The organism is Paenibacillus sp. MABNR03, from assembly GCF_050455445.1.
GTDB classification, from domain to species: Bacteria; Bacillota; Bacilli; order Paenibacillales; family Paenibacillaceae; genus Paenibacillus; species Paenibacillus xylanilyticus.
On the sequence record NZ_JBCIYR010000008.1, the window covers coordinates 17,623 to 41,905 of the forward strand.

General features: G+C 49.2%; 18 protein-coding genes and 1 riboswitch. Of the genes, 7 read left to right on the plus strand and 11 right to left on the minus strand.

Annotated features, from left to right (window positions below):
- Positions 1-156 precede the first annotated feature (156 nt).
- The 6 genes from AAIH57_RS26405 to AAIH57_RS26430 all read left to right on the plus strand — a co-directional run bounded on the left by AAIH57_RS26405 (position 157) and on the right by AAIH57_RS26430 (position 8,444).
- Positions 157-690 (plus strand): sigma-70 family RNA polymerase sigma factor, encoded by a 534-nt coding sequence (locus AAIH57_RS26405; protein WP_175393912.1) that lies wholly within the window; start codon positions 157-159, stop codon positions 688-690.
- The gene (locus AAIH57_RS26410) at positions 674-1,801 is read left to right on the plus strand and encodes a DUF4179 domain-containing protein (protein ID WP_430023578.1); all 1,128 of its coding nucleotides are present in this window, start codon (positions 674-676) and stop codon (positions 1,799-1,801) included. Before AAIH57_RS26405 ends, AAIH57_RS26410 begins: the two co-directional genes overlap by 17 nt.
- Before the next feature lie 27 nt (positions 1,802-1,828).
- The gene (locus AAIH57_RS26415; RefSeq protein WP_430023579.1) at positions 1,829-2,410 is read left to right on the plus strand and encodes a VanZ family protein; all 582 of its coding nucleotides are present in this window, start codon (positions 1,829-1,831) and stop codon (positions 2,408-2,410) included.
- Positions 2,411-2,607: 197 nt separating this feature from the next.
- The gene (udk, locus tag AAIH57_RS26420) at positions 2,608-3,240 is read left to right on the plus strand and encodes a uridine kinase (RefSeq protein ID WP_175393910.1); all 633 of its coding nucleotides are present in this window, start codon (positions 2,608-2,610) and stop codon (positions 3,238-3,240) included.
- Positions 3,241-3,787: 547 nt separating this feature from the next.
- The gene (locus AAIH57_RS26425; protein WP_430023580.1) at positions 3,788-5,065 is read left to right on the plus strand and encodes an S-layer homology domain-containing protein; all 1,278 of its coding nucleotides are present in this window, start codon (positions 3,788-3,790) and stop codon (positions 5,063-5,065) included.
- Positions 5,066-5,540: 475 nt separating this feature from the next.
- Positions 5,541-8,444: a DUF5704 domain-containing protein gene (locus tag AAIH57_RS26430; protein ID WP_430023581.1), complete on the plus strand. Its 2,904-nt coding sequence runs from the start codon at positions 5,541-5,543 to the stop codon at positions 8,442-8,444.
- A 210-nt stretch (positions 8,445-8,654) separates the two neighbouring features.
- On the opposite strand, the gene AAIH57_RS26435 is transcribed toward AAIH57_RS26430, so the two are convergent.
- The 6 genes from AAIH57_RS26435 to AAIH57_RS26460 form a co-directional block, all read right to left on the minus strand.
- Positions 8,655-9,485 carry an ABC transporter ATP-binding protein gene (locus AAIH57_RS26435; protein WP_430023582.1) on the minus strand — a complete coding sequence of 277 codons (831 nt, stop codon included), beginning with the start codon at positions 9,483-9,485 and terminating at the stop codon, positions 8,655-8,657.
- Positions 9,475-10,272, minus strand: coding sequence for an ABC transporter ATP-binding protein (locus tag AAIH57_RS26440; RefSeq protein WP_430023583.1), 798 nt, complete (start codon positions 10,270-10,272; stop codon positions 9,475-9,477). The genes AAIH57_RS26435 and AAIH57_RS26440 overlap by 11 nt, the downstream gene beginning before the upstream one ends.
- The gene (locus AAIH57_RS26445; protein WP_430023584.1) at positions 10,272-11,867 is read right to left on the minus strand and encodes an ABC transporter substrate-binding protein; all 1,596 of its coding nucleotides are present in this window, start codon (positions 11,865-11,867) and stop codon (positions 10,272-10,274) included. Before AAIH57_RS26445 ends, AAIH57_RS26440 begins: the two co-directional genes overlap by 1 nt.
- A 14-nt stretch (positions 11,868-11,881) precedes the next feature.
- Positions 11,882-12,715: a nickel transporter permease gene (gene nikC / locus AAIH57_RS26450; RefSeq protein ID WP_430023585.1), complete on the minus strand. Its 834-nt coding sequence runs from the start codon at positions 12,713-12,715 to the stop codon at positions 11,882-11,884.
- On the minus strand, positions 12,716-13,654 hold the full coding sequence (gene nikB, locus AAIH57_RS26455) for a nickel ABC transporter permease (protein WP_430023586.1): 939 nt from the start codon (positions 13,652-13,654) through the stop codon (positions 12,716-12,718).
- Positions 13,655-13,817: 163 nt separating this feature from the next.
- Positions 13,818-14,007: riboswitch (cobalamin riboswitch) on the minus strand.
- A gap of 81 nt (positions 14,008-14,088) precedes the next feature.
- On the minus strand, positions 14,089-14,916 hold the full coding sequence (locus tag AAIH57_RS26460) for an AraC family ligand binding domain-containing protein (RefSeq protein ID WP_430023587.1): 828 nt from the start codon (positions 14,914-14,916) through the stop codon (positions 14,089-14,091).
- 193 nt (positions 14,917-15,109) lie between these two features.
- On the opposite strand from AAIH57_RS26460, the gene AAIH57_RS26465 reads away from it, so the two are divergent.
- Positions 15,110-16,411, plus strand: a complete 1,302-nt coding sequence (locus AAIH57_RS26465; protein ID WP_413037441.1) for an alpha-glucosidase/alpha-galactosidase — start codon at positions 15,110-15,112, stop codon at positions 16,409-16,411.
- Positions 16,412-16,517: 106 nt separating this feature from the next.
- Here AAIH57_RS26465 and AAIH57_RS26470 read toward each other — a convergent pair whose 3' ends face one another.
- From AAIH57_RS26470 to kdpB, 5 genes are all read right to left on the minus strand, one after another.
- On the minus strand, positions 16,518-17,216 hold the full coding sequence (locus tag AAIH57_RS26470) for a response regulator (RefSeq protein ID WP_175397106.1): 699 nt from the start codon (positions 17,214-17,216) through the stop codon (positions 16,518-16,520).
- A gap of 1 nt (position 17,217) precedes the next feature.
- Entirely contained in the window at positions 17,218-18,798 is a 1,581-nt protein-coding gene (locus tag AAIH57_RS26475) for an ATP-binding protein (protein WP_430023588.1), read from the minus strand.
- A gap of 8 nt (positions 18,799-18,806) precedes the next feature.
- Positions 18,807-21,146, minus strand: a complete 2,340-nt coding sequence (locus AAIH57_RS26480; RefSeq protein WP_430023590.1) for a histidine kinase — start codon at positions 21,144-21,146, stop codon at positions 18,807-18,809.
- A 203-nt stretch (positions 21,147-21,349) separates the two neighbouring features.
- Positions 21,350-21,910 carry a potassium-transporting ATPase subunit KdpC gene (gene kdpC / locus AAIH57_RS26485; protein WP_175397108.1) on the minus strand — a complete coding sequence of 187 codons (561 nt, stop codon included), beginning with the start codon at positions 21,908-21,910 and terminating at the stop codon, positions 21,350-21,352.
- Positions 21,911-22,133: 223 nt separating this feature from the next.
- Positions 22,134-24,278, minus strand: a complete 2,145-nt coding sequence (gene kdpB / locus AAIH57_RS26490) for a potassium-transporting ATPase subunit KdpB (RefSeq protein WP_430023591.1) — start codon at positions 24,276-24,278, stop codon at positions 22,134-22,136.
- Positions 24,279-24,283: the final 5 nt, after the last annotated feature.

Genomic DNA, 24,283 nt, shown 5'->3' on the forward strand with positions numbered 1-24,283 from the left:
TCACGAAGGGTCAAGCGCGCTCCGATTCGTCCATATAAAGCAAACCTTTTTCCCTTTTTTAAAATTAATTGTGACCATATACACCACCTGAAAGTCTAATTCATGTAAAAACCAGCGGGAAGCTGTTTCCCGTATTCCAGAAAGGAGCTGTTACCCATGGATCCAACCGATCTCGTTAACCAGGCCATTCAGGGAGATCGCGATGCCTTTATCAGGCTCATCAGAGAAATCGAAAATTCCCTATACAATACAGCAAAATCCATGCTGCGAAAAGAGGAGGACGTGGCTGATGCCATTCAGGAGACCATTTTAAAAGCTTATAAATCCATGCATACGCTCCGTGAACCCCAATATTTCAAGACATGGATGTTCCGCATCCTTATTAATGAATGCAACACCATGCTGTCCCGTCGCTCCCTCTCTACATCCTATGCTGAGGTACCTGCCAAGCAGGAACAAACCAGCCCCTACGATGAGGTGGATATGAGAGAAGCGGTCGATCGGCTGGAAGAATCAAAGCGAATCGTCATTGTGCTGCATTATTTTGAAGACCTCACCCTGCGACAGGTCGCAGATACGCTGAATATATCCGAGAGTGCGGTAAAAATGAGGCTGACTCGGGCAAGGCAGGAACTATATCAGAAATTTAAAAACTTTCGGGAGGTAAAATTACATGTCAAACCCATTTAATATCGAGCAGGAATTAAAAGAACAAGCAAAGGAGCGTCCTGTCATGTCTAAACTTGTGCGTACTCGAATCGATGCCACCCTTGAATCATTGCCCGAGCTCTCCACATCCAGTTTAAAGGATGCTCAGCGCCCAATTCGCCTTCACAAAGGATTACGCCGAACAGCCGTCGCTACCATCGCAGCCGGAGTATTGGGCGTGACTGTGTTTGCCTCTGGTTTTGTATCTCCCGTTATGGCAGACTCCCTGCGTAATATTCCATTGGTGGGCAGCCTCTTCAGTTCCATTGAAGCCGATATGGGACTAAGAACCGCAGGTGAAGAAGGTCTGACCCAGATCGTGAACAGCAATGTATCTTACCAGGATGTGAAGCTTGAAGTGCTGGAAACGGTCTATGATGGTACACGTGCAGCCTTTTTGGTTCACTTCACCGCGCCTAATCTGAACCAGGGCGAGTATGACAACGGCAAAGACATTGTGCAGCTCAGCAATGGAATTGATAACGTATTTTTCAATGTGCAAGGAACCGAGCAGGATAGCGGCCTCTTCTACAGTTCCATAGGGGAAACAGAGCCGGACACGCTGCTGTTTGAGCAGGTCATTCCCTCTGACCAAGCGGCTGCTGGACTCCCGGATCAGTTTAACGCCGAAGTTACATTAACGCTGCAGGGCATTGATCATGAGTTTAAGCTGGATATTCCTTTTAACAAATCAACTGATGACATTCAGCATGTTCAACCCAACACGGTCGTTTCCAATGATCAATTTACCGCATCCGTTACGGAAGCCGAGGTTACGCCGATTACAACACGGTTGTCTACGGTTATTTCATTGAACAACAAAAATGCACTCACAAACAAAACTGAAGACCAGCTAAGCAATATTGGGTTTGCGATCTACGATGATCAGGGCAGGCAATTGACTGCACTAAATGGCGAAGGTTTGTATGAGGGTAACCAGTTAAAATCGGAACGAATCTATGCCACCACATCTGGCAATCCGAAGTACTTGATTGTGAAGCCTTTTGAGATCGAAGATGACTTCGCAGAAGAAATCAAAGATCCGCAATTTATCAAAGGAATGGAAATGAAGATTGAGCTAAATCAGCCGTAAATCATAGCTTTGTAAAGGAGTCGTCCCGTGTCCATTCAACATACGATTACATCCATAACCGTACTCGGTCCGCTGTTCATCCTGTTCCTAATTGCCCTGGTGGTTTGTACCAGGGTAATTAAAATTAGATACACTTCAAAGCAATATGCCCTCATCATTGCATTTGCAGTTTACATTTTGGGAGTAATGCATTTTGTATTCTTCCCGATCGACATCAACATCGGAGTATATGCCAATCAGACACCTTGGTACAAGACCATTCAATGGATTCCCCTTCTCACCGCAGATATACCGAGTTTTGCACTGAACATTTTATTGTTCTTGCCACTGGGGTTCATGCTTCCTTTATTGAGCCCTTTGGTTACCTCTATGCGGGAGGCCGCAAGGGCTGGATTGATCTTGAGTCTTCTCATAGAAATGCTGCAGCTTCTTATTCGGGTTACTCTGGGGAATGGCCGCAGCACAGATATCAATGACTTAATCGCCAATACTGCGGGAAGTTTGCTCGGTTTTCTCATTCTTAAGTGGTTTGATAAAAGAGCCCTTGGACAACGCCTTCTTAACCCATGGAAGCTCCCACACGGCATATTCCACAAAAATATGCACTAGATTGCTGGATGTAAAGACTCATCCCTAGTAGGCAAAACATGGTCACTTCCTTCAGATGAAAAATGTGATGCGCTATGGTACAATGAAGGAATTGTGTATTCACAGACAGACATGTGGATAATGGCCTAAATCAATTTTGATTTACTGGCCATTATCCATGACCATGCTGCCATTCTAGGGAGGTTTATGGAACAACCATGCTCATTATTGGTATCGCCGGAGGAACCGGCTCCGGTAAAACGACGGTAGCTCGCTCCGTCATCGACCGTCTTGGATCAGGCAAAGTGACGTTTATATCCCAGGACAATTATTACAAAGATCAGTCGCAGCTCACTCCAGAGCAGCGCCGACTCACCAATTACGATCATCCTTTTGCATTCGACAATGATCTGTTGATTGAGCATCTCACCCTGCTGAAGCAAGGACAAACGGCATATGCTCCCGTATATGACTTCACCATAGATAACCGTGCTGCTGATGAAACGGTTGAACTTGCACCAAACCATATCGTCATTGTGGAAGGACTGCATGTGCTCATCGACGAACATCTGCGTGCCCTGCTGGACATCAAGGTATTTGTCGATACCGATTCCGATGTTCGCATTCTTCGCAGAGTGCTGCGGGATATTGAGGAGCGTGGACGGACAATCCAATCCGTTTATAAACAATATCTCGAAACCGTCAAACCGATGCACGATGCTTTTATCGAGCCTTCCAAAAAGTACGCAGACATTATTATCCCTGAAGGTGGACATAATGAAGTCGGCATTCAGATGCTGTCGATTTTGACCGAGAAGTACCTGACCGGCGAGAAATGGAACGGCGCATAACATTATCGAATACTGAAGTATAGCCGTCCACCCTGCTCATATTGGAGCTGAATAAGATGGTCATCGACATCCAGGCTGCGTCCTGCGCGGTCTGGATTTTTTGTTTACTCCGGATTCTCTCTTTTCAAATGGATGAAAATGGGTTATCCTTGAAACATATGAATTTGGCAATAAAATATGATGGACCACTACCTTAAAGCATAAGGCTATGAATCTACGGATTCGTGGCCTTTTTTTGTTTTTTTTGAGGATAGATGGGTCCAGAGGAGGGGTTTTCACACCTTAAAGGGAACATTAATGTTGAGAAATAATACCAAATACCTAGTTATACATGGTAGAATATTGATGATTATTACAAATTTAGTATCTAGTAGTATCGAGTACATACTAAGCATTTTGCAAATTCCAAGAGCATCTTTCAACCAACAAAATATAGATTGAATTGAAATGCTTCTATTCGTCTATATCTTGTACTCGGGAGCAAGGTAAATCGAATTATGCAAAATGCTGCACAACCAGGAAGTGAAAATGGAAAGGAGTAGTATTCATGAAGAAAATGATTCTATCTGGGGTTACGGCATTGGCTTTGTTCACAGGAGGTGTTATAGGTTCTGGGAGTAACGGGAGTTCCGTAGAGGCTGCTCAAGCTACACTAAAATTCAAAGATGTCCCTTCGACACACTGGGCTGCCGCAGCGATCAACTCCGCAGTAGAACAAGGATTTTTCAAGGGGTATTCCGATGGAACATTCAAACCAAGTTCTCCTGTAACCAAGGCTGAAATGGCAAGTATTCTTGGACGACTGACAGATCAACCTAATGCTGCTGCACCAGAAGCAAACAACTTCACCGACGTGCCTGAGTGGGCAAAAAGTGGCGTATCCTCTGCGATCGCAAAAGGCTTCATCATCCCTTCCAACTACAATGGAAAACTCGATGCCAAAGCATCTCTGACACGCGGAGAAATGGCAACTTGGCTGGCGCAGGGGCTTACGGTGGTTGACCCGGATTACAAACAAGCCTTATCTGATGTAACCAACACCGTGATACCTGCGAAAGAGTACTTTACTGGGAAGCTGGCAAGCAACCAAAAAAATGCGGTCGCTGTTGCTCTCGGTACGGGGTTGATGAGTGTCGCTAACGATAAGAACTTTGGAACCGATCGCACTACAACTCGTGCTGAGGTTGCTGTTTTGATCTCTCGTTACGCTAATGTAGCGAAAACGAAACCTGCTGATTTTCAGGGGTTGAATGAGTTGCGTGAGGTGGGTTTAACTGGAACAAATTTGAGCATTATTGCACCTAAGTACAAAAAGACACCAGAAAAAAAGATCTCACCAAATGTTGATTACAACAAGGTTACAGACGACTTTTCAAAAGTTCGCAATAAAAATATTATTACAGATACCAATTATGCAGACCTCAAAGTAAAGAATTGGATCATTGTTAATACCTTTGCAAAAGGTTCTGCACGAAGTATCTATTACCCAGTTTTTGTGGATGAAGGATTCACTCTCTTACGGGGAGCGTACTTTTCTTTTGCAGAACTTGAATTAAACGTGAAAAGTTCTACTATGAATTCATTACAAGCCGGAAGTTTGCTTAATTCAGCAACAATTAACCCTATGAATTCTCCAAAATCAGTCTCATTTGCTGCATACGCTGGGCCTAGTATTAATGCTGTCACTAAAAGTAAAGGTATATTCACTGTCAAAAATCCAGTCTACTGGAGTGTAGGTCTTTTACATTTTGATAAAGAGTTGATTTCCGATGTCAGCCTTGTGAGCAAGGAAGGTCCTACCTACAGTGTAATAGCTACAGATTAGAGGGATAAAATTGGGGGAAAACATATTCTTAAAGAAACTATGTTTGATCGTACTTTCACTGGTAGTATTTATATCGTCAGGAACTCCAATCCAAGCAGGTGGGGGGCCAGGAATTAAACCAGTACTGGAAGCATTCCACATGGAGCCTTCTGAACCTGCAAAGTCACAAAAAAAGGTTATACCCGTTGAAGGAACAAAGAAAACTAACATTGGTGTTTATATTTACCAAATTGATAACCTAAAGTGGAGAGTTGATGGTCAGTGCAACAACATCGAACTAGAAAACGATCGCACCAAAAATCTTCCGGTATCTTCAACAGTCTGTGTCGACCTTGATCTGAATAAAGATGTTTATATTCCTACTGACTACTTTGATAAAGCCGGTGAAAAGCGTTCTAATTCAGAAATAACTGATAGATCTAACATGCCTCACTACATGGATAATACAGCTCATTATTATCCGGGAGAGCCCATTTTGGTTTCCGTTGAATCGTTTACTGGCCGTAACACAAGATTCACCACTCAGATAGGCGGAGCTATTGCACCTATCAAAACAGAAGAATATAACCCTCCTAAATGGAATGCGGACTATCAATTTAACACAGATTTATACTGGAAAGCCTTAGCCGAAATAACCAAAGAAATCAATCTCACCGATGGCGGTCAACTCAGCATTAACCACTCAAAGCAATTAAATGCAACAGTCAAAACCAAAACCGGTGATGGAAGCTTTGGTGCTGAAACCAATGTGAACAGCGGCAATGGGAGAACGACCTGGACTTCTTCCAACCCAGCTGTTGCGACCATTAGTAATTCCGGATTAGTTCGAGCCATAAGCAGGGGTACTACAACTATCACCGTGCTCTGGGAAAAAGACGACTTCCAACTAACAACATCTACAACGGTTGGCGTAGAAGAAGATCCCGGTGACGGTGGTGGCGGAGGAAACGGAGGCGGTGGTGGGGTCGGCTGTTCACCGACAATCGGTCCACCTTCTGCAGGAAACATCATGAGTATGAGCGACCTTGATCCAAATGCCAACGGTGTAATAAAGTCGGATAACAGAGGTAATGAAACATTTAATGTATTGAAAGGAATCCCTACTTCTGAGTCACTGTATACCAATGCATTTGCTGACAACTACCTGTTCAACCAGGCATGGGCGAAAATGTCGGGTAAAGTTACGTATGATTGCAATGTCACTCTCTCCTACGACAGGGAATGGACCGTGCCTGGTCCAGACATCTGTACCGAGGAAGGCTGCACGGATGGCCCTCCTGTTCCAGCCCATGATACGGTAACCAAACCGTACAATTTCCAAATTACACGTGACTACTCTTACTGGAAAATCAACAACCTTGAAGTGTACAAGATCGCAAAAGCGACCATGAAGAATTATGCCTTGCCGGGTGAACTGGTCACCATGACTCCAACCGGGTATACACCACCGACCTTGGTATCCAAAAATGATGACGACGTGGAGAGTCACGTCAGGCCAGGGCAAACAACGTCCATATCATATACCCCACCTAAATTGACAGGCGGGCTGAATTCACCTCCAGATGTACCGGATGATACATCGAGATTGAAGGGAATGGCGGAGTCCAACACCCCTCAAGCAAAAGTAAATAATGACTCGGTCATATTCAACAATACCAAAATAATGGATGACATAGAGGCGACCAAGGATGGGCCTACGCCATCGAATATTCCTAACCCTACAACGATTGGTCAGGATGTTCTGTATAAACCAAACAACATGATCAGCCCAACGCTAATCAACAAGGAGAACACGCCAAGCTCCGGTACGATCTACTACGATCTGCTGCCCGGAAATGTGAATGGCGGAGCAAACAAAGAGCTGCCGATTAACGGCATTAACACTGTTACAGTGCACACCCCTGTTGTAAACTACGCCTTGATATCGGATGACCAAGCACATAATCAGAAGACGGTTCCGGATCCAATTCGGTCAGCACTCATTCTGGAGCGTCCATTTATCGTGCGTATTCCAACCACCGGGCAGCATTTGGACGCAGCAAGTTACCCCGGTTATGGCAACCGGGACTACGCCAAATATTTTCGAATCAAACAAGTGCGGTTCCCGTTTGACGTCTATAACGCGGACAGGAGTCAGTTTATTCCCGCCAAAACCTGGGTAGACATCCCGGTAAACCAGTTGGACACTGGCTTTTATCTTCCTGTCTGGGTAGATGAGGGCAATTATGAGGTTGAGTTCCGCAACATCGCGGAGAATGCACCCTCCACCTTCACTGAACAGCAGGATGCCAACACCAACCTGGCTCACCATGTCGCTGCAGATACGGTTCCTGTGGAAGTTATCGGACGTCTGTACGATTTTCACGTCACCGATATTTCGGACTACAACTGGGAAAATGTTTTCCGCAAACAACAGGGCAGCCCGGAGCCAACGGGAGTCAGTTACTGGACAGGCTTCAACAGTATTGATGGCGACCCTCGAGGTAATCTGGCACCCTTCGTATTGCCCATTCGTCCAGGCAGTCATCCTTTACAGGGATTCAAAAATGCGGCTGTAAAAACCGGATATCATATCAAGTTTGACCTAAAAACAAAAGGCAATATGTTTGGCAAGCAGGATGGTGTACGGATTACGCCGACTTTTCATTTTGTGAGTGAAGATGGCTCTTCCCGTCAGGAAGTGGATCTGTATTACCACAGGGGACAGGAAAGGTTTATTCGTATCGGATCTGCGCAGGATTTGGAAAAACGATTTGTTGTTCTGAACGCCCGTTTACGAAACGTCCCTGGTACAGAGCTGGGTGATACTGCCCGTTATCAATACACCTATGAATTGACAAAAGAGGAGCAGAGCCAGAGCACACTGGCAGAGTACATGGTTCGTCTCGTCGATCAGACCTCTCACCAGAAAACGTGGGTGGGTCGCTATGATTGGATGATCCTGCCCTCCTCCATTCGTACATTAATCGGACCCAAAACCGGCATTCCTCAGGGCGTAAATATGGACCGGGCCAATGCAGCCATCCAGCGTTGGTATGGGGAATACAGCCTGCCTGCCGATGTATATGCGGTGCCGAAGGGCACGGATCTGGAGCCAGTCGCAAGACAAAACCAGTTGGACGAAAAGTCCCCCGTGTTCCTGAGAAATGGTTATATCGTGGTCAACTTCAATATCGAAAGTCTGCGGAATGGCGATACAGACGCGCCCCACCTGCAATACATTCACGCTCCTCTGATGAATCAGTGGCAGATGGAGGGTTTTCAACGCAGTCCGGTTGATCATGAAGGCAGCACCTGGCCCATTCAAGACGGAGATGTCGTGTTCTATCACGCCAATCGGTCGAGTCGAAACGATTTCCAATCCCAAGTACCGCATTAAACTCATCGCATGGGCAGCAGCACCTTAATATTGGATCTGGATGCACCTACATGCGTAAGATGCCGTGTGATTCGCGGCAACCATTGAATCATCCATTCTTATAACGTCTTTATACAGCAAAAGGATTACTCCGAGCGTCACTACCATGACCCGGAATAATCCTTTTTGTTCGCTTGCCTCTTTAAAACACCTCAATATGCCAACGTCGAGTCAGCCAGTGATCCCCTGAAGCGCATACTCCCGCATCTTATCCTTGATCTCCCTCACCGACAACACCGAAGCCATCAGGTTACGCGTGTACGGATGATTGGCTGCATAGGCCAGCTGAGCACTTTCCAGCACCTCAACCACTTTGCCCTTATACATGACGGCAGTCCGATCACTAACCTGCTGTACCACGGCCAGATCGTGCGATATGAAAATAATTGAGATGCCTGTCTCCTGGCGCAACTGCACCAACAGGTTCAGAATTTGCTGCTGAATGGAAACGTCAAGTGCAGAGGTGGCTTCATCAAATAGGATGATATCCGGCTGAACCCCAATCGCACGAGCAATAACCACTCTCTGCTGCTCTCCGCCACTGAGTTCATGTGGGAGCTTGTCCGCAGCAGCAGCAGGCAGCCCCACCAGCTCCAGCAAGCGGTGAACCTCCTGCTCAGCGTGCCTGCGTTTGATCAGCTTATAATTCAATAACGGTTCGAGGATAAATGCTCCAATCTTCATGCGGGGATTGAAGATCGCCGAAGGTTCCTGAAAAACCATTTGGATCTGTTTGCGCTGCAGCCTTAAAGCCTCTCCCTTAATTGAGGTAATATCCTGCTGACGATAGATGATTTGTCCGGAGGTTGCTCTTTCCAGATGGGTCACGCATTTGGCCAGTGTGCTCTTGCCACTACCACTCTCGCCCACAATTCCAAGACATTCTCCCCGATACAGCTTCAAATGGACGGATTGCAGTGCAGGATTGACCGCCTGCCCCTTTGATTCATAGGTTTTACACAAATCCCTCAATTCCAGAATGGGCATCCTCTCATTTCCCATTAGCATTCCCCTCCAATTCGGGCACGGCATCGAGCAGTCTTCGGGTATACTCATGACGAGGATCGGTAATGATTTTTGACGTTTGTCCAAACTCGACCAATGCCCCGTGCTGCATCACACCAATGTGGTCTGCCATATGAGCTGCAACAGCAATATTGTGCGTCACGATGATCATTCCTGTTCCTTGACGGGCCCGAAGATCAGTCAGTCTTTTCACCACTTCAACCTGTGTGGTTACATCCAGTGCACTTGTCGGTTCATCAGCGAGCAGCAATTCTGGTTCCATTGTTACCGCCATGGCAATCGCCGTTCGCTGCTTCATCCCCCCACTAAGCTGGCCGGGATACATGTTCATCATCCGATCGGGTTCATCCAGTCCCATCTGTGAGAGCATGCCCACCGCCATCGCATGGGCAGCCTTCTTCGATATATTAAAGTGTGTGCGGATCGCCTCAATATACTGACTCCCTACTTTGCGGATTGGATTCAGATAAGCACCGCTATCCTGAAAAACCATCGCCATCCGCTTGCCACGTATATGGCTCCAGTCTCCTTGTGAATGGCTAAATATGGACTTCCCCTGAAAAACAATGTCTCCCCCCGCATATTGGCCACCGTCTGACAGCATGCCGAGCAGAGCTCGAAGCAGCGTCGATTTGCCGCTTCCGCTTTCGCCAACAATTCCGACAATCTCCCCGGCATTCATGGCAAACGATACACTTTGCAGCACGGGTGAGCCGCTCTTATACGTGACTGAAAGGCGATCTACACCCAGTAAGGCGCTCATTATTGCCCAACCTGGATATTTCGATCCAGGAGATAGAAGTCGATCGGATACATCGTCGCACCCTGCACCGCACTTTTGCTTACAATGTTAATCGGGGTATAGGTAATAAACATATATGCTGCATCATCCAAGATCATCTGCTGCGCTTCTGCAGCCAGTTCGTATCTTTTTTCCACATCAAATTCGGAATGCAGCTTCTGAATCACCGCGTCGAGATTCGCATTGCTGTAGCCACCAATGTTCCACTCTGACCCTGTTTTGAAATAAAAGTCGAGAATATACTGGGGATCCCCGGTAATCCCCGTATTGATGCTGGTCAAGGCCAGATCGTAGTTTCCGCTTTTTTGATGATCGGTCAGATCCTCATAGGAGGTCATCTCCAGGTTGACACCAATCTCCTTGAGCTGGGACTGCATCGCGGCAGCCACGATGGAATCCGATTCGTAAGCCGAGTTGAGGATCAACTGGAGCGTCATCTGTTGTCCATCTTTTTCCCGAATACCGTCTCCGTCTGTATCCTTGAAACCCGCCTCATCCAACAGCTGTTTGGCTGTCTCGGGTTCATAGTCATATCCTTTAATCTGATCATAGCCGAAAGGCAGTGCGGAGGTGAACGGTCCTTTTGCCGCCTGACCACCTACCAGTGTATTTGCATACATCTCGCGGTCAATGCCATAGGAAATTGCACGGCGTACTTCCGGCTCACTCAGCAGCGGGTTTTTCGTGTTGAACCATACAAACTGGGTACGCAGGCTTGGAATCTCATCAATGGTGTACTGACTCTTGTCCTGGAACAATGCCAAACTGCTTCGTCCCACGTTGCTGGCTACGTCGATCTCGCCCGATTGCAGAGCGAGTGCACGTGTGCTGTCATCCTTGATATATTTTAACGTAATGGTATCCACATCGGCTGCGCCGTCCCAGTATCCGTCATACTTTTTCACCTGAATCTCCTGATCCGGGGTATAGCCCGTTACCATGAATGGCCCGGTGGCGATAGGCTCGCTCTTGAATTTGGACGTATCTGCACTCGTATCTACAATTACAAACAAGGGCTCAGCAATATTGCCGAGCAGGGATGCGTAAGGCTCTGTTGTTGTAATGGTCAGATCCTGACCTTCAGCAGACATGGAAGCTATCGGCAAGGTCGACTGTCCTCTCTCGTTTAACTCGATGGAACGTTCAATGGACTTTTTGACCGCATCTGCGGTGACCTTGTTGCCATTATGGAACGTTACACCGTCCCGGATATGAAAGTGCCATGTCGTATCATCGATACGATCCCAGGTATCCGCAATTTTCGGTACCAGCTTCATATTCACATCGAACTGAATCAGCGTCTCTCCAATGGCTGCCCGTGTAAGGGTCCAGCCATTCCACTCTTCTGCCGGATCCAGATTGCTGCCGAGCCAGAACAGGGCTACATTTAGATGAGTCGGTGTAACCGCACTGCCTTTGTCCGCCTCAGCCGCCTTTTCGCCAGAAGATGATGAGGTGGAAGTACTTGTTGTAGTTTGGCCACAAGCTGCGATAATACATAGAACCAATAATGACAGTACGGTAAGCGATAGCGTTTTTCCATATCTCGAATTCATTTCCATTCCTCCTGTTAAGCTGCCTTTTTCTTGGGATCCATCACATCTCTCAGACTGTCTCCCAACAAATTAAAAATGATAACTGTGCAGAATATCGCCAGTCCCGGATAAATCAACAGCCATGGGGCCGTCTGCAGATATCTTCTGCCTTCATTCAGCATCGCCCCCCACTCCGGTTCAGGTGGCTGGGCACCCAATCCCAGAAACGACAGGCCCGAGATGGACAGCATCATGCCGCCCACATCCATCATTGCCATGACAATGAGGGGAGACAGCATGTTGGGCAGGATTGTTTTTGTGATGATCTGAATCTGCCTCGCACCACTAAATGCCGCAGCAGCAACATATTCCTTTTGCCGAAGTGAGATCACCAGACTTCTTGCCAGTCGTGCATACTTCGCCCACCAGACAACCGCAAGAGCGATAACCGTATTAAATAATCCTGGTCCCAGCATCCCTACCACCGCTATGGCGAAGATTAATCCCGGAAAGGCCATCAGCGTATCGGACAACCGCATCAGAATCGTGTCGATCAGACCACGAGCGAAACCCGCAATCACACCAATCGCCACGCCGAGTACAAATACAATACCGATCATCATGAATGTAAGCAGAAGCGAAGTGCGCGCCCCGTATAGGAGACGGGATAACACGCAGCGACCAAGCTGATCGGTTCCAAGCGGGTATTCGGCGCTGGCTGGCTGCAGCACCTTGGCAAAGTTCGTTGCCAGTGGATCATGCGGGGCAAGCAGCGGCGCAACCATCGCGAGAATAACCCAGAGGATGGTCAATGAGAACAGGAACCCAAACCAGCGGTGCTGTGTCCAAACAAGCCTGAATTTTCTCATCTATATATCCACGTCCAGTCGAATCCTTGGGTCATGCAGGTGTGTCCACAGATCAACGATCAGATTCAGCAATACGTAGATCGTCGCCATCCAGATGACGTAACCCTGAATCAGGGGATAGTCCCTTGTAAATATGGCATCGACCGCCATCTGCCCTACCCCGGGCCACACAAATAAACTTTCAACAATGGCTGCCCCTCCGAGCAGTGCGCCTGTGGACATACCCATGAGCGTAACGATGGGCAGCAATATATTAGGTAAAATATGATGCATCATGATCACTCTCTCCTTCACACCCCTGGCTCTTGCCCCCGTTACATAGCTCTGGGACATCTCTTCCAGAATCACCGTACGGATCTGCCTGACATACTGGGCGACCAGAGGCAAAGCCAGTGTGCATGCCGGCAGAATCAAGCTGTTCCATCCCGAACTTCCCATGACGGGCAGCAGCTTAAACTGTACGCCAAACACCAACATGAGCAGCATCCCCAGCCAGAAGCTGGGCATGGACAATCCGGCAAATGAAAACAGGCGAATGACGTAATCCAGCACTTTGTTTCTGTAGACTGCAGACATGATACCCAGCGGAAATGAAATGAGAATGACCAGAAGCAGGGCACTTCCTGTTAGCCGAAGTGTAGCCGGAAGCCTGGACAACAGGATGTCGAGAACGGGTCTGTCGTATTTGTAGGACATTCCGAAATCCCCGGTAAACACATGTCCTAACCAGGTTCCATAGCGGATCCAAAACGGTTGGTCCAACCCAAGCTGAACGCGTACCTGCTGAACCAATTCGTCAGACGGAGTGACCCCCGTGGACATGAGCATGAGCCTTGCCGGGTCCCCCGGAGACAGGTAGGTCAGCAGAAACGTCAAAAACGTAATGCCGAATAACACGGCTGCCAGTTGAATGAATCTTTTAACAATGTATCTACTCACATGTCTGACGCCCTCTCCCCAATCTCCATCAATACACAGTGACTTGTCCTTGCATATCAAAAAAGACGTCTCTCTCCGTATTACCGGAAAAGGACGTCTTAAATAAACAGATTTTCAGAAAAATCATGCTCTCTAAACACCTTCCTATCTCCCGTAGGGTACTACTGTGTTGTTAAACTAGGCAGGTCTCCTGGCTCCAGAATCCTCGTCATTGCAGCACCTTCCCGGCCTAAACCAGTGGCATAACGCTGCCTGACTCCTCTGTTACAGTGGCGGGACCGCGCCGGTATTACACCGGTCTTCCCTATTAAGCTTCTACCCGAGGGTAAAGCACCTAGTTCCACATATTCAATTGAATTGCATTCTGTACCAGTATAGCTGGCTCACGGATAATGATCAAAACTTTTTATTCAAATTTGAAACAGCTCTGCAGGCTAACCTCGTTCTCTTGATCCCTTGGGGGACACTCCTGTCACTCGCTTGAACATCTTGGAAAATAACAGCGGATCCGTGTAGCCCACCGAATGGGCAACCTCGCTTACGGATAACGTTGAACTTTGCAGCAGCTCTGCCGCACGATTCATCCGGTATTCGAGAAAGAATGCCTGCAGCGACTTCCCGTACTTCTCCTTAAAAAGACCGGACAGATATGTACGATCCAAACGCACGGACTGCGCAATATCAAGGATCGAAGTCTTTTGGCTGTACCTGTTCTCCATGAACTGGACGGCTTGCCTGATGTATTCATCCTTGGTGGACAGGGGACGCCGCGTCTTCTCTTCTTCAGGTGAGGAGGATATCAGTTCGGCAATTAACCGGTATAACAGACTCTGGCTAAATACATCTCCGCCATTGCGTGATGAGGCCTGAGTCATGTCTGCATACAAACCATCTATTACCTTAGGATCTCTGGCATCAAATACAGGATGTGCCGGACTCAGTTTTGCCCGCTGCATGAATGTCTTGGCATGGACGCCCTTAAACCCGAACCAGGAGTACGTCCATGGCTCCTTCGCATCGGCCTCATAATGGATAATGGTATCCGGGAGAATGACGAAGCCCTGACCCTGGGTCAGCCGGTATTCCTTATCCTCCATATGAACCGTTCCCCATCCCTCATGAATGTAATGAACCACATAGGAATCTCGCACCCCTGGACCCCAATAATGAGAAGGATCGCAGGCTTGCCAGCCGAAAAACAACAGCACCAGCTCCATCTGCGTCCAGTCCATGGGCAGCACATTAAACTCAATCGGTGTCATCCTTCCACTCCTTCCCTTCACCCGTATCCTTTTTTCTCATTTTAAATTATAACAGGTGAACCAGGGAAATATCAGCTGAAAGCGATACTAAAAATGGGATTATGCCATGTTTGAGAGAGGTTGAACCATAGTTATACATACCGAATCGGCCTATAGTTGGGGTACACCATTATTCAGGGAGGCTGGACTTGAGATGAACAAAATTACGTTTCTCGGTGCGGGCAGCACCGTTTTTGTCAAAAATGTATTGGGTGATGTCATGATGACCGAAGCACTGCAGGATTTTGAATTGGCCTTGTATGATATCGATGCCGAGCGGTTGAATGATTCGGAGCGACTGCTGACCAGTATGGGTCGTTCTCTCGGAAGCCGTTGTGCTGTAAAAAAATATACGGACCGCAAAGAAGCGCTGCGCGGTGCCAAATATGTCATTAACGCGATTCAAGTGGGCGGATATGATCCGTGCACGATCACGGACTTTGAAATTCCGAAAAAATACGGACTGCGTCAGACGATTGCCGATACACTCGGCATTGGCGGAATCTTCCGCAATTTGCGTACCATTCCAGTCATGCTCGATTTTGCCCGGGACATGCAGGAAGTGTGCCCTGACGCCTGGTTCCTGAACTACACCAATCCCATGGCCGTACTGACCAATGTCATGAACGTGCATGGAGGAATTAAAACGGTAGGTCTGTGCCATAGCGTGCAGGTATGTGTGCCCCATCTGTTTGAGGCGCTGGGGATGGATCAGACAGGCGTAGTCGCAAAAGTTGCAGGCATCAACCATATGGCTTGGCTGCTGGAAGTGACTAAGGACGGCCAGGACCTGTATCCGGAGATTAAACGCCTCGCGAGAGAGAAGCAGAAGGAACAGCATCATGATATGGTGCGTTTCGAGCTGATGAATCGTTTTGGATACTACGTAACGGAGTCTTCCGAGCATAATGCCGAGTACCACCCTTATTTTATCAAACGTAATTATCCGGAATTGATCGAACGCTTCAACATCCCGCTGGATGAGTATCCGCGCCGCTGCGTGAACCAGATTGAAGGTTGGAAGGAAATGCGCGAGAAGCTGTTTGCCAGTGAAAATATTGAACATACCCGCAGCCGTGAATACGCTTCGCACATCATGGAAGCGATGGAAACGGACCGTCCGTACAAAATCGGCGGAAATGTAATGAATACCGGACTGATCACCAACCTGCCTCGTGAGGCCTGTGTTGAGGTTCCATGTCTCGTCGACGGATCCGGGATTAGCCCAACCTATATCGGCGACCTGCCTCCGCAGCTGGCGGCATTGAACCGTACCAATATTAACACCCAACTGCTGACCATTGAAGCAGCCATGACGGGCAAAAAGGAACATATCTATCATGCAGCCATGCTGGATCCACATACCGCCGCCGAACTATCCATCGATGATATCGTCGCCATGTGTGATGAACTGATCGAGGCCCATGGCGACTGGTTACCGAAATACACTTCCTAGTGCCCAAGAAGGTATTATCCACTTGATGATCAGGAAAGCGCCGAAGTCCTCTGTAATCCCAGGAGGCTCCGGCGCTTTTATTGAATGCACCTTATTACTATTCAATCTAATCCTGAAGCAAAAAGCGATAGCCAATTCCCGGCTCGGTCTGGATAAACCGCGGCTGCGTAGGATCCTCCTTTAATTTTTTGCGCAGATGACCCACATAGACCCGCAGATAATGACTATCCGATTCGTGATGATGCCCGCCCCACACCTGCTGCAGCAGCTGGCGTTGGGTAATGATTTTTCCGGCGTTGGAAGCAAGAACCTTGAGCATGTCGTATTCCGTTGGTGTTAATTTGATCGGCAAACCGTCCAGCTCCACCTGCCTTTGTGCCAGATCCATGGTGAGGGACCCGAAACGCAGTACAGGTTCATCCGTTGTTCTGGCCACGTGGCGGAGTGCAACCCGAATTCGGGCAACCAGTTCTCCCATGCCAAACGGCTTGGTTACATAATCATCGGCTCCGCCGTCAAGCGCAGCAATTTTGTCTTCCTCGCGTTCCTTCGCAGTCAGTACAATAATGGGCACCTGGGACCATTCGCGGACACGATGCAGCACATCCATTCCCGACATTCCAGGCAGACCCAGATCAAGAACGATCAGATCCGGATGAACGATACTGGCCTGAATGACAGCCTCTTCCCCATCTCCACATTCGTGAATTTCGAATTGATGTGCCTGCAGAGTCACCTTCAACAGTTTGCGGATCTGTGGTTCATCATCTATAACCAGTATGCGTGCGCCTTGCGGTGACGTCATGTTACTCAACCTCTCCTTGTTCCATATAGGGAAATAATGCATCAGGCACTTCCATTGGTAAACAGATGCTTACTCTTGTTCCGCCTCCTGGATTGGGCTCTGTTCCAATCGTTCCTCCGTGGACTTCGACAATTCCTTTGCATATGGCCAGTCCCAGCCCTGTGCCTGTAACATGCCGGGAGGATTCCGACCGGTAAAACTTTTCAAATATCCGCTCCCTATCTATATCAGGGATACCCATACCTGCATCGGCCACCACGATGGTCAGCTTGGCATTGTTCTCATCTACCGTAACGGTAATTACAATCTCGCTATAATCAGGAGAGTATTTAATGGCATTGCTGACTACATTGACCAGTACTTGTTCCAGTAAAATTTCATCACCACATATAAATGACGGTTGTTCAGGCAAATCCACACGAATGGTGCGGTGCTTGCTGAATTCCCGAACCTGCACCAATACCACACTGATCATGTCTCCCACGTCACACCATTTCCTTCGCAGCTGCAGCATGCCGCTCTCCAGTTTCACCATGCCCAGCAGATTGGTCACCAGCCGGTTCATGCGCATGGCACCATCCCGAATGTTGCCCGTCAACTCTTTCCGATCCTCGGGGGTAAAAATGGCGTCATTTTCGATCAATCCTGTAGCGGACCCGATTATTGCAGTTAAGGGTGTTCGCAGTTCGTGAGACACGGAGTCCAGCAAGGCTGTGCGAATCCGCTCTGATTCAGCCGTTAGCTGTGCAAGCCTCGCTTCCTCCGCGAGTTTTACACGAGCAATCGCACTGGCAGCCAGTCCTCCACAAGCCTCCAGCAATTGCAGTTGTTCCCGCTGTTCCCGGACATCACCGGTTTCCAGACGGACTGCAAGCACGCCGTGAATCTGGTTTTCCGTACGCAAGGGTACGTATAGACCGGACGATTCCCGCAGGCTGGAAGATCCTCTTCCGGCGGTTTCACCAGTTCTATACACCCATTTGGCAATCGCGATTTCCGACTCCTCTTCACCCCAGCTAGTGGTAACATGATCCTCAGCGGATGTCGTTATTGTCAGTTCACCATGAGCATCCGGCAAATATACCGCAGCCTCGGTACCAATTGTGTGCGATACCTGGTTTGCAATATGGTTCAGCAGGGTGTCCAGATCGGTAACGGCCGTCATCTGGCGGCTTAGCGCATACAATGAATTCGTTGTGGCTTCGCGCTGCTTTACCATCTCCAGCTGCTGCCGCAAACGGCTGGAAAGTGTCGCGGTTAACACGGCTACTGCCAAATACACCACAAAAGAAAAAATATATCGCAGATCCGCAACGGTAAAACTGAGATTCGGAGGCACAAAAAAGAAGTCAAACATCAGAACACTCAGACTTGCTGCGTAGATTGCCGGTCCCAGCCCCCAGAAGACCGCACTCACCAAAATGGGAAACAGGTAAATAAGCGATACGTTAACCAGATCATTACTCATGCCAATGACATGAAGCAGAGGGGTTAACAAGGTAATTCCAATCGTGACCCATATATATTTGGGAACCCGGAGCACACGGGTTAATCCTTCTTCCACCTTGGTTCGTTCAGACACCGTACTTTTCACATCCCGCTAGGATCATAATTATAATCTGCAACTATCAATACATCCATATGTCTGGACAATTGGACAAGCCTATGGACCACCGACCCGGCACCCCTATAGCCATTCAGCCACCAGAGCCTTTTCGCTTGACCAACCACCAGCTGCGTTGCCTTCGCTTCCGCTGCCTTGCTTGTCAAAATGACCGGTACTTCGCTCAGTCTCCGACTGTGATGAATATGAAATTGGCCGCCCAGCCTCTCAGTTAACTGTTTCAGTACTTCCAGCTGACACTTTGCTTCATCACTCATGGCCCTGCCTACATGGACATGATGTACATGCCAAACGGCTTTCAACCGATAGGCGGTGCGGAATCCGCGGCGAATTAGCCGCTCCGCTTGTTTGTCACTGCTTACACAGACAAAGACTACTTCCTGTCTCCGCCAAGGACCCCGGAGTGCACTTTTGCGTTCCTGCGCTTCCAACCGCTCATCCACATCGTCGGCCAGTTCACGCAGGGCAAGCTCTCGCAATGCAATCAGGTTGCCGATGCGAAAGAAGTTCGCAAGGGCCTGCTCCACCTTGGCTGCTGCATAGATTTTACCCTCCCGCATGCGCTGCCGCAAGGCCCGTGGAGCGACATCGATCAACTGTACCTCATTCGCCATCTGCAGAATTTGATCCGGCACCGTTTCTCTGACTCTAATGCCCGTAATGTGCTCCACGGCATCATTCAGGCTTTCGAGATGCTGCACGTTGACCGTCGTAATTACCGAGATGCCTGCATCAAGCAGCTGCAGCACATCTTCGTAGCGCTTTTGGTGTATACTTCCGGGCACATTGGTATGTGCCAGTTCATCCACCAGCACCACTTCCGGACATAGATGAAGAATAGCCTGCGTATCCATCTCCTCCAGAGCTACTCCCTGATAGGTCCGACTCATGCGTGGTATAACGGAAAGCTGCCCAATCTGTTCCATCGTCCCGGCCCGATCGTGCGTCTCCAGCAAGCCGATCCGGACATCAATGCCTTTGCGGAGCAGATCATTCCCTTCCCGCAGCATCATATAGGTTTTGCCTACACCGGGGGCTGCGCCGATGTACACCTTGAATTGGCCGCGCCGAATTTGGCCGATCTGTTTTTTCATTTCCTGTTCACTTAATCTGCGATAGGTTGTGCTCCGGGTATCCGGCAATTTTGCCGGGAGCACCCGTTCACCATCCAGCTCGGTCCGATCTGCCAGCAGGAACAGGTCGACTCCCTGAAATCTGTGCAGGAGCGAATTGATGACTGAACCTTGCCATAGCTCCTGCCAGCGGGTATGCCGCGAGTGCCCCATTACAATACGGGTAATCTGGTGCTGAGCTGCATAACGTGCCAGGGTCGATGGAATCGTGCGGCGGTGTGTCATAGACAATTCCTCGAATGCTCCTCCGAACTTCTCCACCAGCTTGATCATGTTACGGCGAAAAACAGCAGCCTCCTTGGTTAGCACCTGCTTCCTGTCGCGAAAAGTCACCACGCATAAATCCCCATTCAGTCTCTTGGCAATCTGTTGTCCCCGCCGAATGTAGATGGATCCGTTCCAGTGATATTGGGTCGATACCAGAACCCGTTCCATGATGCCTGTTGTCATGGTGATCCCCATCTCTTCCCGGTGTTCACGCAGCGATTCATTGACCCCTTCGGCAACCAGTTTTAGTGCCAGTTCCCGCAAAATGCCCAGATTACCTTGCCTGAACACAGCTTCCCCCTCGTGACCTTTCAGATGTCCTTCAGCAAGCCGGGTCAACACCGTTTCCGGTGTGACATCGATCAGCTTCACTTCATCGGCCAATTCAAGGGTACCCGCAGGAACCGTATGCTCAGCTGCAACGCCTGTGAGTTTCCGGGCCAGTTGGGTATAACCCTCCAGCTCGTAGACATTGACCGTGGTGATCACGCTGATATTGTGCTGCAGCAAATACTGAATATCCTCCAGCCTGGTCGCGTGAAGAGCCCCCTCCCGGTTTCTATGCGCCAGTCCGTCGACGAGCACCACTTCCGGGTTGCGCTCCAGCAGAGCCTCCAGATTCAAATCCTTCATCTCCATGCCATCTCTCTGCCGGTGCCAATGAATACTCGGAATTCGTTCCAGCTCACCAAGCTGTTCCACAGTCTCGGGTCTCTGCATGGTCGACACAGCGCAGATGACCACATCGATGCCTTGCTGGCGCAGCGTGTTTCCTTCTCTTAACATATGATATGTCTTACCAGAGCCGCTGACCGGACCGATGTAGATGGTGAGCGTACCCTGCTGCAGCTTTGTAATCATCTTCAGAATGTCCTCCGGCGATTTGCGCTTGAAGCCGTCACCCATCCGCTTATTCCCCCTTCCCACGCCTTGGATCAAAAATGGAGAAAGCCCCCTCCGAAAACCTGGAAGAAGGCCAAGTATAGCTGAACGACAGTGATTCACATATACATCTCTGCATTTTGATTAGGGATAGGGCTCTGACCCTGTGGCTATGCTCCACTATAAATTCATCGTGTATCGCCTTAAGGTCAGGGCCGTTCCCGCAATTATTTCAGCTCTGCTGCCAGCGCCAGATTCAGCGCAGTCACGTTCACACGCGGCTCACCGAATATGCCGAGTTGGCGTCCCTGAATATGAGCTTCCACGAGTTTTGAGAGCTGCTGCTCACTAAGGCCAGTCGCCTGACTAATCCGCGGAATCTGCGCCTTGGCTGCTTCTGGCGAAAGGTCCGGATCAAGACCTGATCCTGATCCGGTCACCAGGTCCGCAGGAATTTGCTGCAATGCCGGATTTTCCTGTCTGAGCTGGGCTGCCTTCTCTGTTATCTCGCCAATATACTCCTCCGAAGCGACGGCCCGATTGGAGCCTGCCGATGTCGTTGGATCATAACCTGCGCTCGATGCCCGGGGCTGGAACATGGCCGGCGATTTCACTTCCTGTGCCAGCAGCGATGAACCGATGACTTTCCCATTTTGCGTAATCAGGCTGCCTCCAGCCTCGGTGGGAAAGAGCAGCTGTGCCGCAGCAGTCGTCACCAGCGGATACACCACGCCGCAGATCAGCATAAGGAGGATGGATAAGCGGATGGCAGGCAGTATTGTTTTCATATCAGTCACATCCTGAATTTGTTATTGGTAAATTTGAATCAATTTCTTACACTAGCGCACTGCGCGGTCAGAACAACCTTCCGATCGCTGTTACCCCCAGATTTTTTGATCACAATTCCCAAGGTGAAAATATGGGGATAAAGGCGAACGCTTCGCTTCTCCAGGTTTTTTCTGCCCTCTCCGTTATCGTGTAAAAGGGAATTCCAATTTGTATGGGTTAGTATCACACCAGATGAAGCCCCGAAAGGATCAGGTCAATCAGCTTAATCCCGATAAACGGCACAATCACGCCACCCACGCCATAGATCAACACATTACGTCCGAGCAGCCGCTCGGCTGACATGGCCCGGTACTTCACACCCTTCATGGCAATTGGAATCAGCAGCGGAATAATGATTGCGTTAAAAATAAGTGCCGACAGAATGGCCGATTGCGGTGACGCCAGATTCATAATATTCAACGCCTGGAGCTGCGGCATGGCCACAATAAACATGGCCGGGATAATGGCAAAGTATTTCGCAATGTCGTTCGATATCGAAAAGGTTGTCAGCGCGCCGCGTGTAATCAGCAGCTGCTTCCCAATGGAGACAACCGACAGCAGCTTGGTCGGGTCGGAGTCCAGGTCAATCATGTTGGCCGCTTCCTTGGCCGCCATGGTACCCGAATTCATCGCAAGGCCCACATCGGCCTGCGCCAGGGCAGGCGCATCATTGGTACCGTCGCCGGTCATGGCGACGAGCTTGCCCGCCTGCTGCTCTTTTTTGATCGCAGTAATCTTGTCTTCCGGCTTCGCTTCAGCAATAAAGTCATCCACGCCCGCTTCCAGGGCAATCGTAGCCGCCGTAAGTGGGTTGTCACCTGTACACATGATCGTTTTGATGCCCATGGATCGCATCTCGGCGAATTTTTCCTTCAGTCCGGGCTTCACCGTATCCTTCAGATAGATTACACCGTAAATCCGGTCATCGATCGCAACGGCAAGCGGTGTGCCCCCAGCCTTGGCAATGCGATTAGCGATGTCATCCAGATCGGTGGGAATTCGCCCACTACGTGAGACAATATGGCGCTTGATGGCATCCACTGCACCCTTCCGAATCTGCGTTCCGCTGCCGAGGTTGAGACCGGACATCCGAGTCTCGGCGGTAAACTCCACATTTTCCGCACCTGCATACTCCTGCTCCATCCAGCTCTCACCCTGCTTGCCAGCAAGCTCCACCACGGAGCGCCCTTCCGGTGTCTCGTCTCGTACCGAAGCCTGCAGCGCCGCCCGGGTCATCTCCTGCAAAGTTACACCCTGAACGGGGACAAACTCGGATGCCATGCGGTTCCCGTACGTAATCGTTCCGGTTTTGTCGAGAATTAATGTATCAATATCCCCTGCTGCTTCCACCGCTTTCCCTGACATGGCGAGTACGTTGAACTGGGTGACTCGGTCCATCCCCGCAATCCCAATGGCAGACAGCAATCCGCCAATCGTTGTCGGAATCAGACAAACCAGCAGCGCGATCAGTGTAGCCAGATCAAGCTGTATTCCGAGATAATTTGCCATCGGCACCATCGTCAGGATGACAATCAGGAAGATCAGGGTCAACACGGCCAGCAGGGTGGTCAACGCAATTTCATTCGGTGTCTTCTGGCGCTGTGCACCCTCGACCAGAGAGATCATTCGGTCCAGAAAGGATTCTCCCGGATCGGTCTGCACACGGATAACGATGTAATCGGAAGTGACCCGTGTGCCTCCCGTAACGGAAGAGAAATCACCGCCAGCTTCCTTAATGACGGGAGCAGACTCACCTGTGATGGCCGATTCATCAATGGAGGCCAGCCCTTCGATAATCTCACCGTCCGTGGGAATCAGTTCTCCCGCTTCCACACGGACGATATCTCCTTTTTTCAATTGTGCCCCGGATACTTGCTTGGTTGTTCCATCCTTCTGCACCAATTTTGCAGTCGTATCTGATTTCGTCTTGCGCAGCGTATCTGCCTGGGCTCTGCCTCGTCCTTCAGCCAGCGCCTCGGCAAAATTCGCAAACAGCAAGGTAAACAACAAAATGAGAAACACCGCAATGTTGTATCCCCGACCGGCTTCCGATGCAACAAAAAAATCTGGATTGATACATAACAGCAATGTGATGAACGTACCGATTTCCACGATAAACATGACAGGATTTTTGATCATGACGACCGGATTAAGCTTCTTAAAGGCATCCAGAGACGCCTGACGCACGATATCCCTGCTTATTGTCCTCTTGGGTTGACGATGATGTTGGGGACCACTGTCCTTACCCACACCCTTGCCAGTTGGTTTAAACGTTTCTTGATCTATTCCTTCCACCCTATGTTCCTTCTTTCGCTCTATCGCTGCCATTATCT

What these genes read in the sequence shown, in the direction of transcription:
- AAIH57_RS26405 (WP_175393912.1), top strand. Translation starts at nt 157, where the DNA reads ATGGATCCAACCGATCTCGTTAACCAGGCCATTCAGGGAGATCGCGAT.
- AAIH57_RS26410 (WP_430023578.1), top strand. Translation starts at nt 674, where the DNA reads ATGTCAAACCCATTTAATATCGAGCAGGAATTAAAAGAACAAGCAAAG.
- udk (WP_175393910.1), top strand. Translation starts at nt 2,608, where the DNA reads ATGCTCATTATTGGTATCGCCGGAGGAACCGGCTCCGGTAAAACGACG.
- AAIH57_RS26425 (WP_430023580.1), top strand. Translation starts at nt 3,788, where the DNA reads ATGAAGAAAATGATTCTATCTGGGGTTACGGCATTGGCTTTGTTCACA.
- AAIH57_RS26435 (WP_430023582.1), bottom strand. Translation starts at nt 9,485, where the DNA reads ATGGGAAATGAGAGGATGCCCATTCTGGAATTGAGGGATTTGTGTAAA.
- AAIH57_RS26440 (WP_430023583.1), bottom strand. Translation starts at nt 10,272, where the DNA reads ATGAGCGCCTTACTGGGTGTAGATCGCCTTTCAGTCACGTATAAGAGC.
- AAIH57_RS26445 (WP_430023584.1), bottom strand. Translation starts at nt 11,867, where the DNA reads ATGAATTCGAGATATGGAAAAACGCTATCGCTTACCGTACTGTCATTA.
- nikC (WP_430023585.1), bottom strand. Translation starts at nt 12,715, where the DNA reads ATGAGAAAATTCAGGCTTGTTTGGACACAGCACCGCTGGTTTGGGTTC.
- AAIH57_RS26460 (WP_430023587.1), bottom strand. Translation starts at nt 14,916, where the DNA reads ATGACACCGATTGAGTTTAATGTGCTGCCCATGGACTGGACGCAGATG.
- AAIH57_RS26465 (WP_413037441.1), top strand. Translation starts at nt 15,110, where the DNA reads ATGAACAAAATTACGTTTCTCGGTGCGGGCAGCACCGTTTTTGTCAAA.
- AAIH57_RS26470 (WP_175397106.1), bottom strand. Translation starts at nt 17,216, where the DNA reads ATGACGTCACCGCAAGGCGCACGCATACTGGTTATAGATGATGAACCA.
- AAIH57_RS26480 (WP_430023590.1), bottom strand. Translation starts at nt 21,146, where the DNA reads ATGGGTGACGGCTTCAAGCGCAAATCGCCGGAGGACATTCTGAAGATG.
- kdpC (WP_175397108.1), bottom strand. Translation starts at nt 21,910, where the DNA reads ATGAAAACAATACTGCCTGCCATCCGCTTATCCATCCTCCTTATGCTG.
- kdpB (WP_430023591.1), bottom strand. Translation starts at nt 24,278, where the DNA reads ATGGCAGCGATAGAGCGAAAGAAGGAACATAGGGTGGAAGGAATAGAT.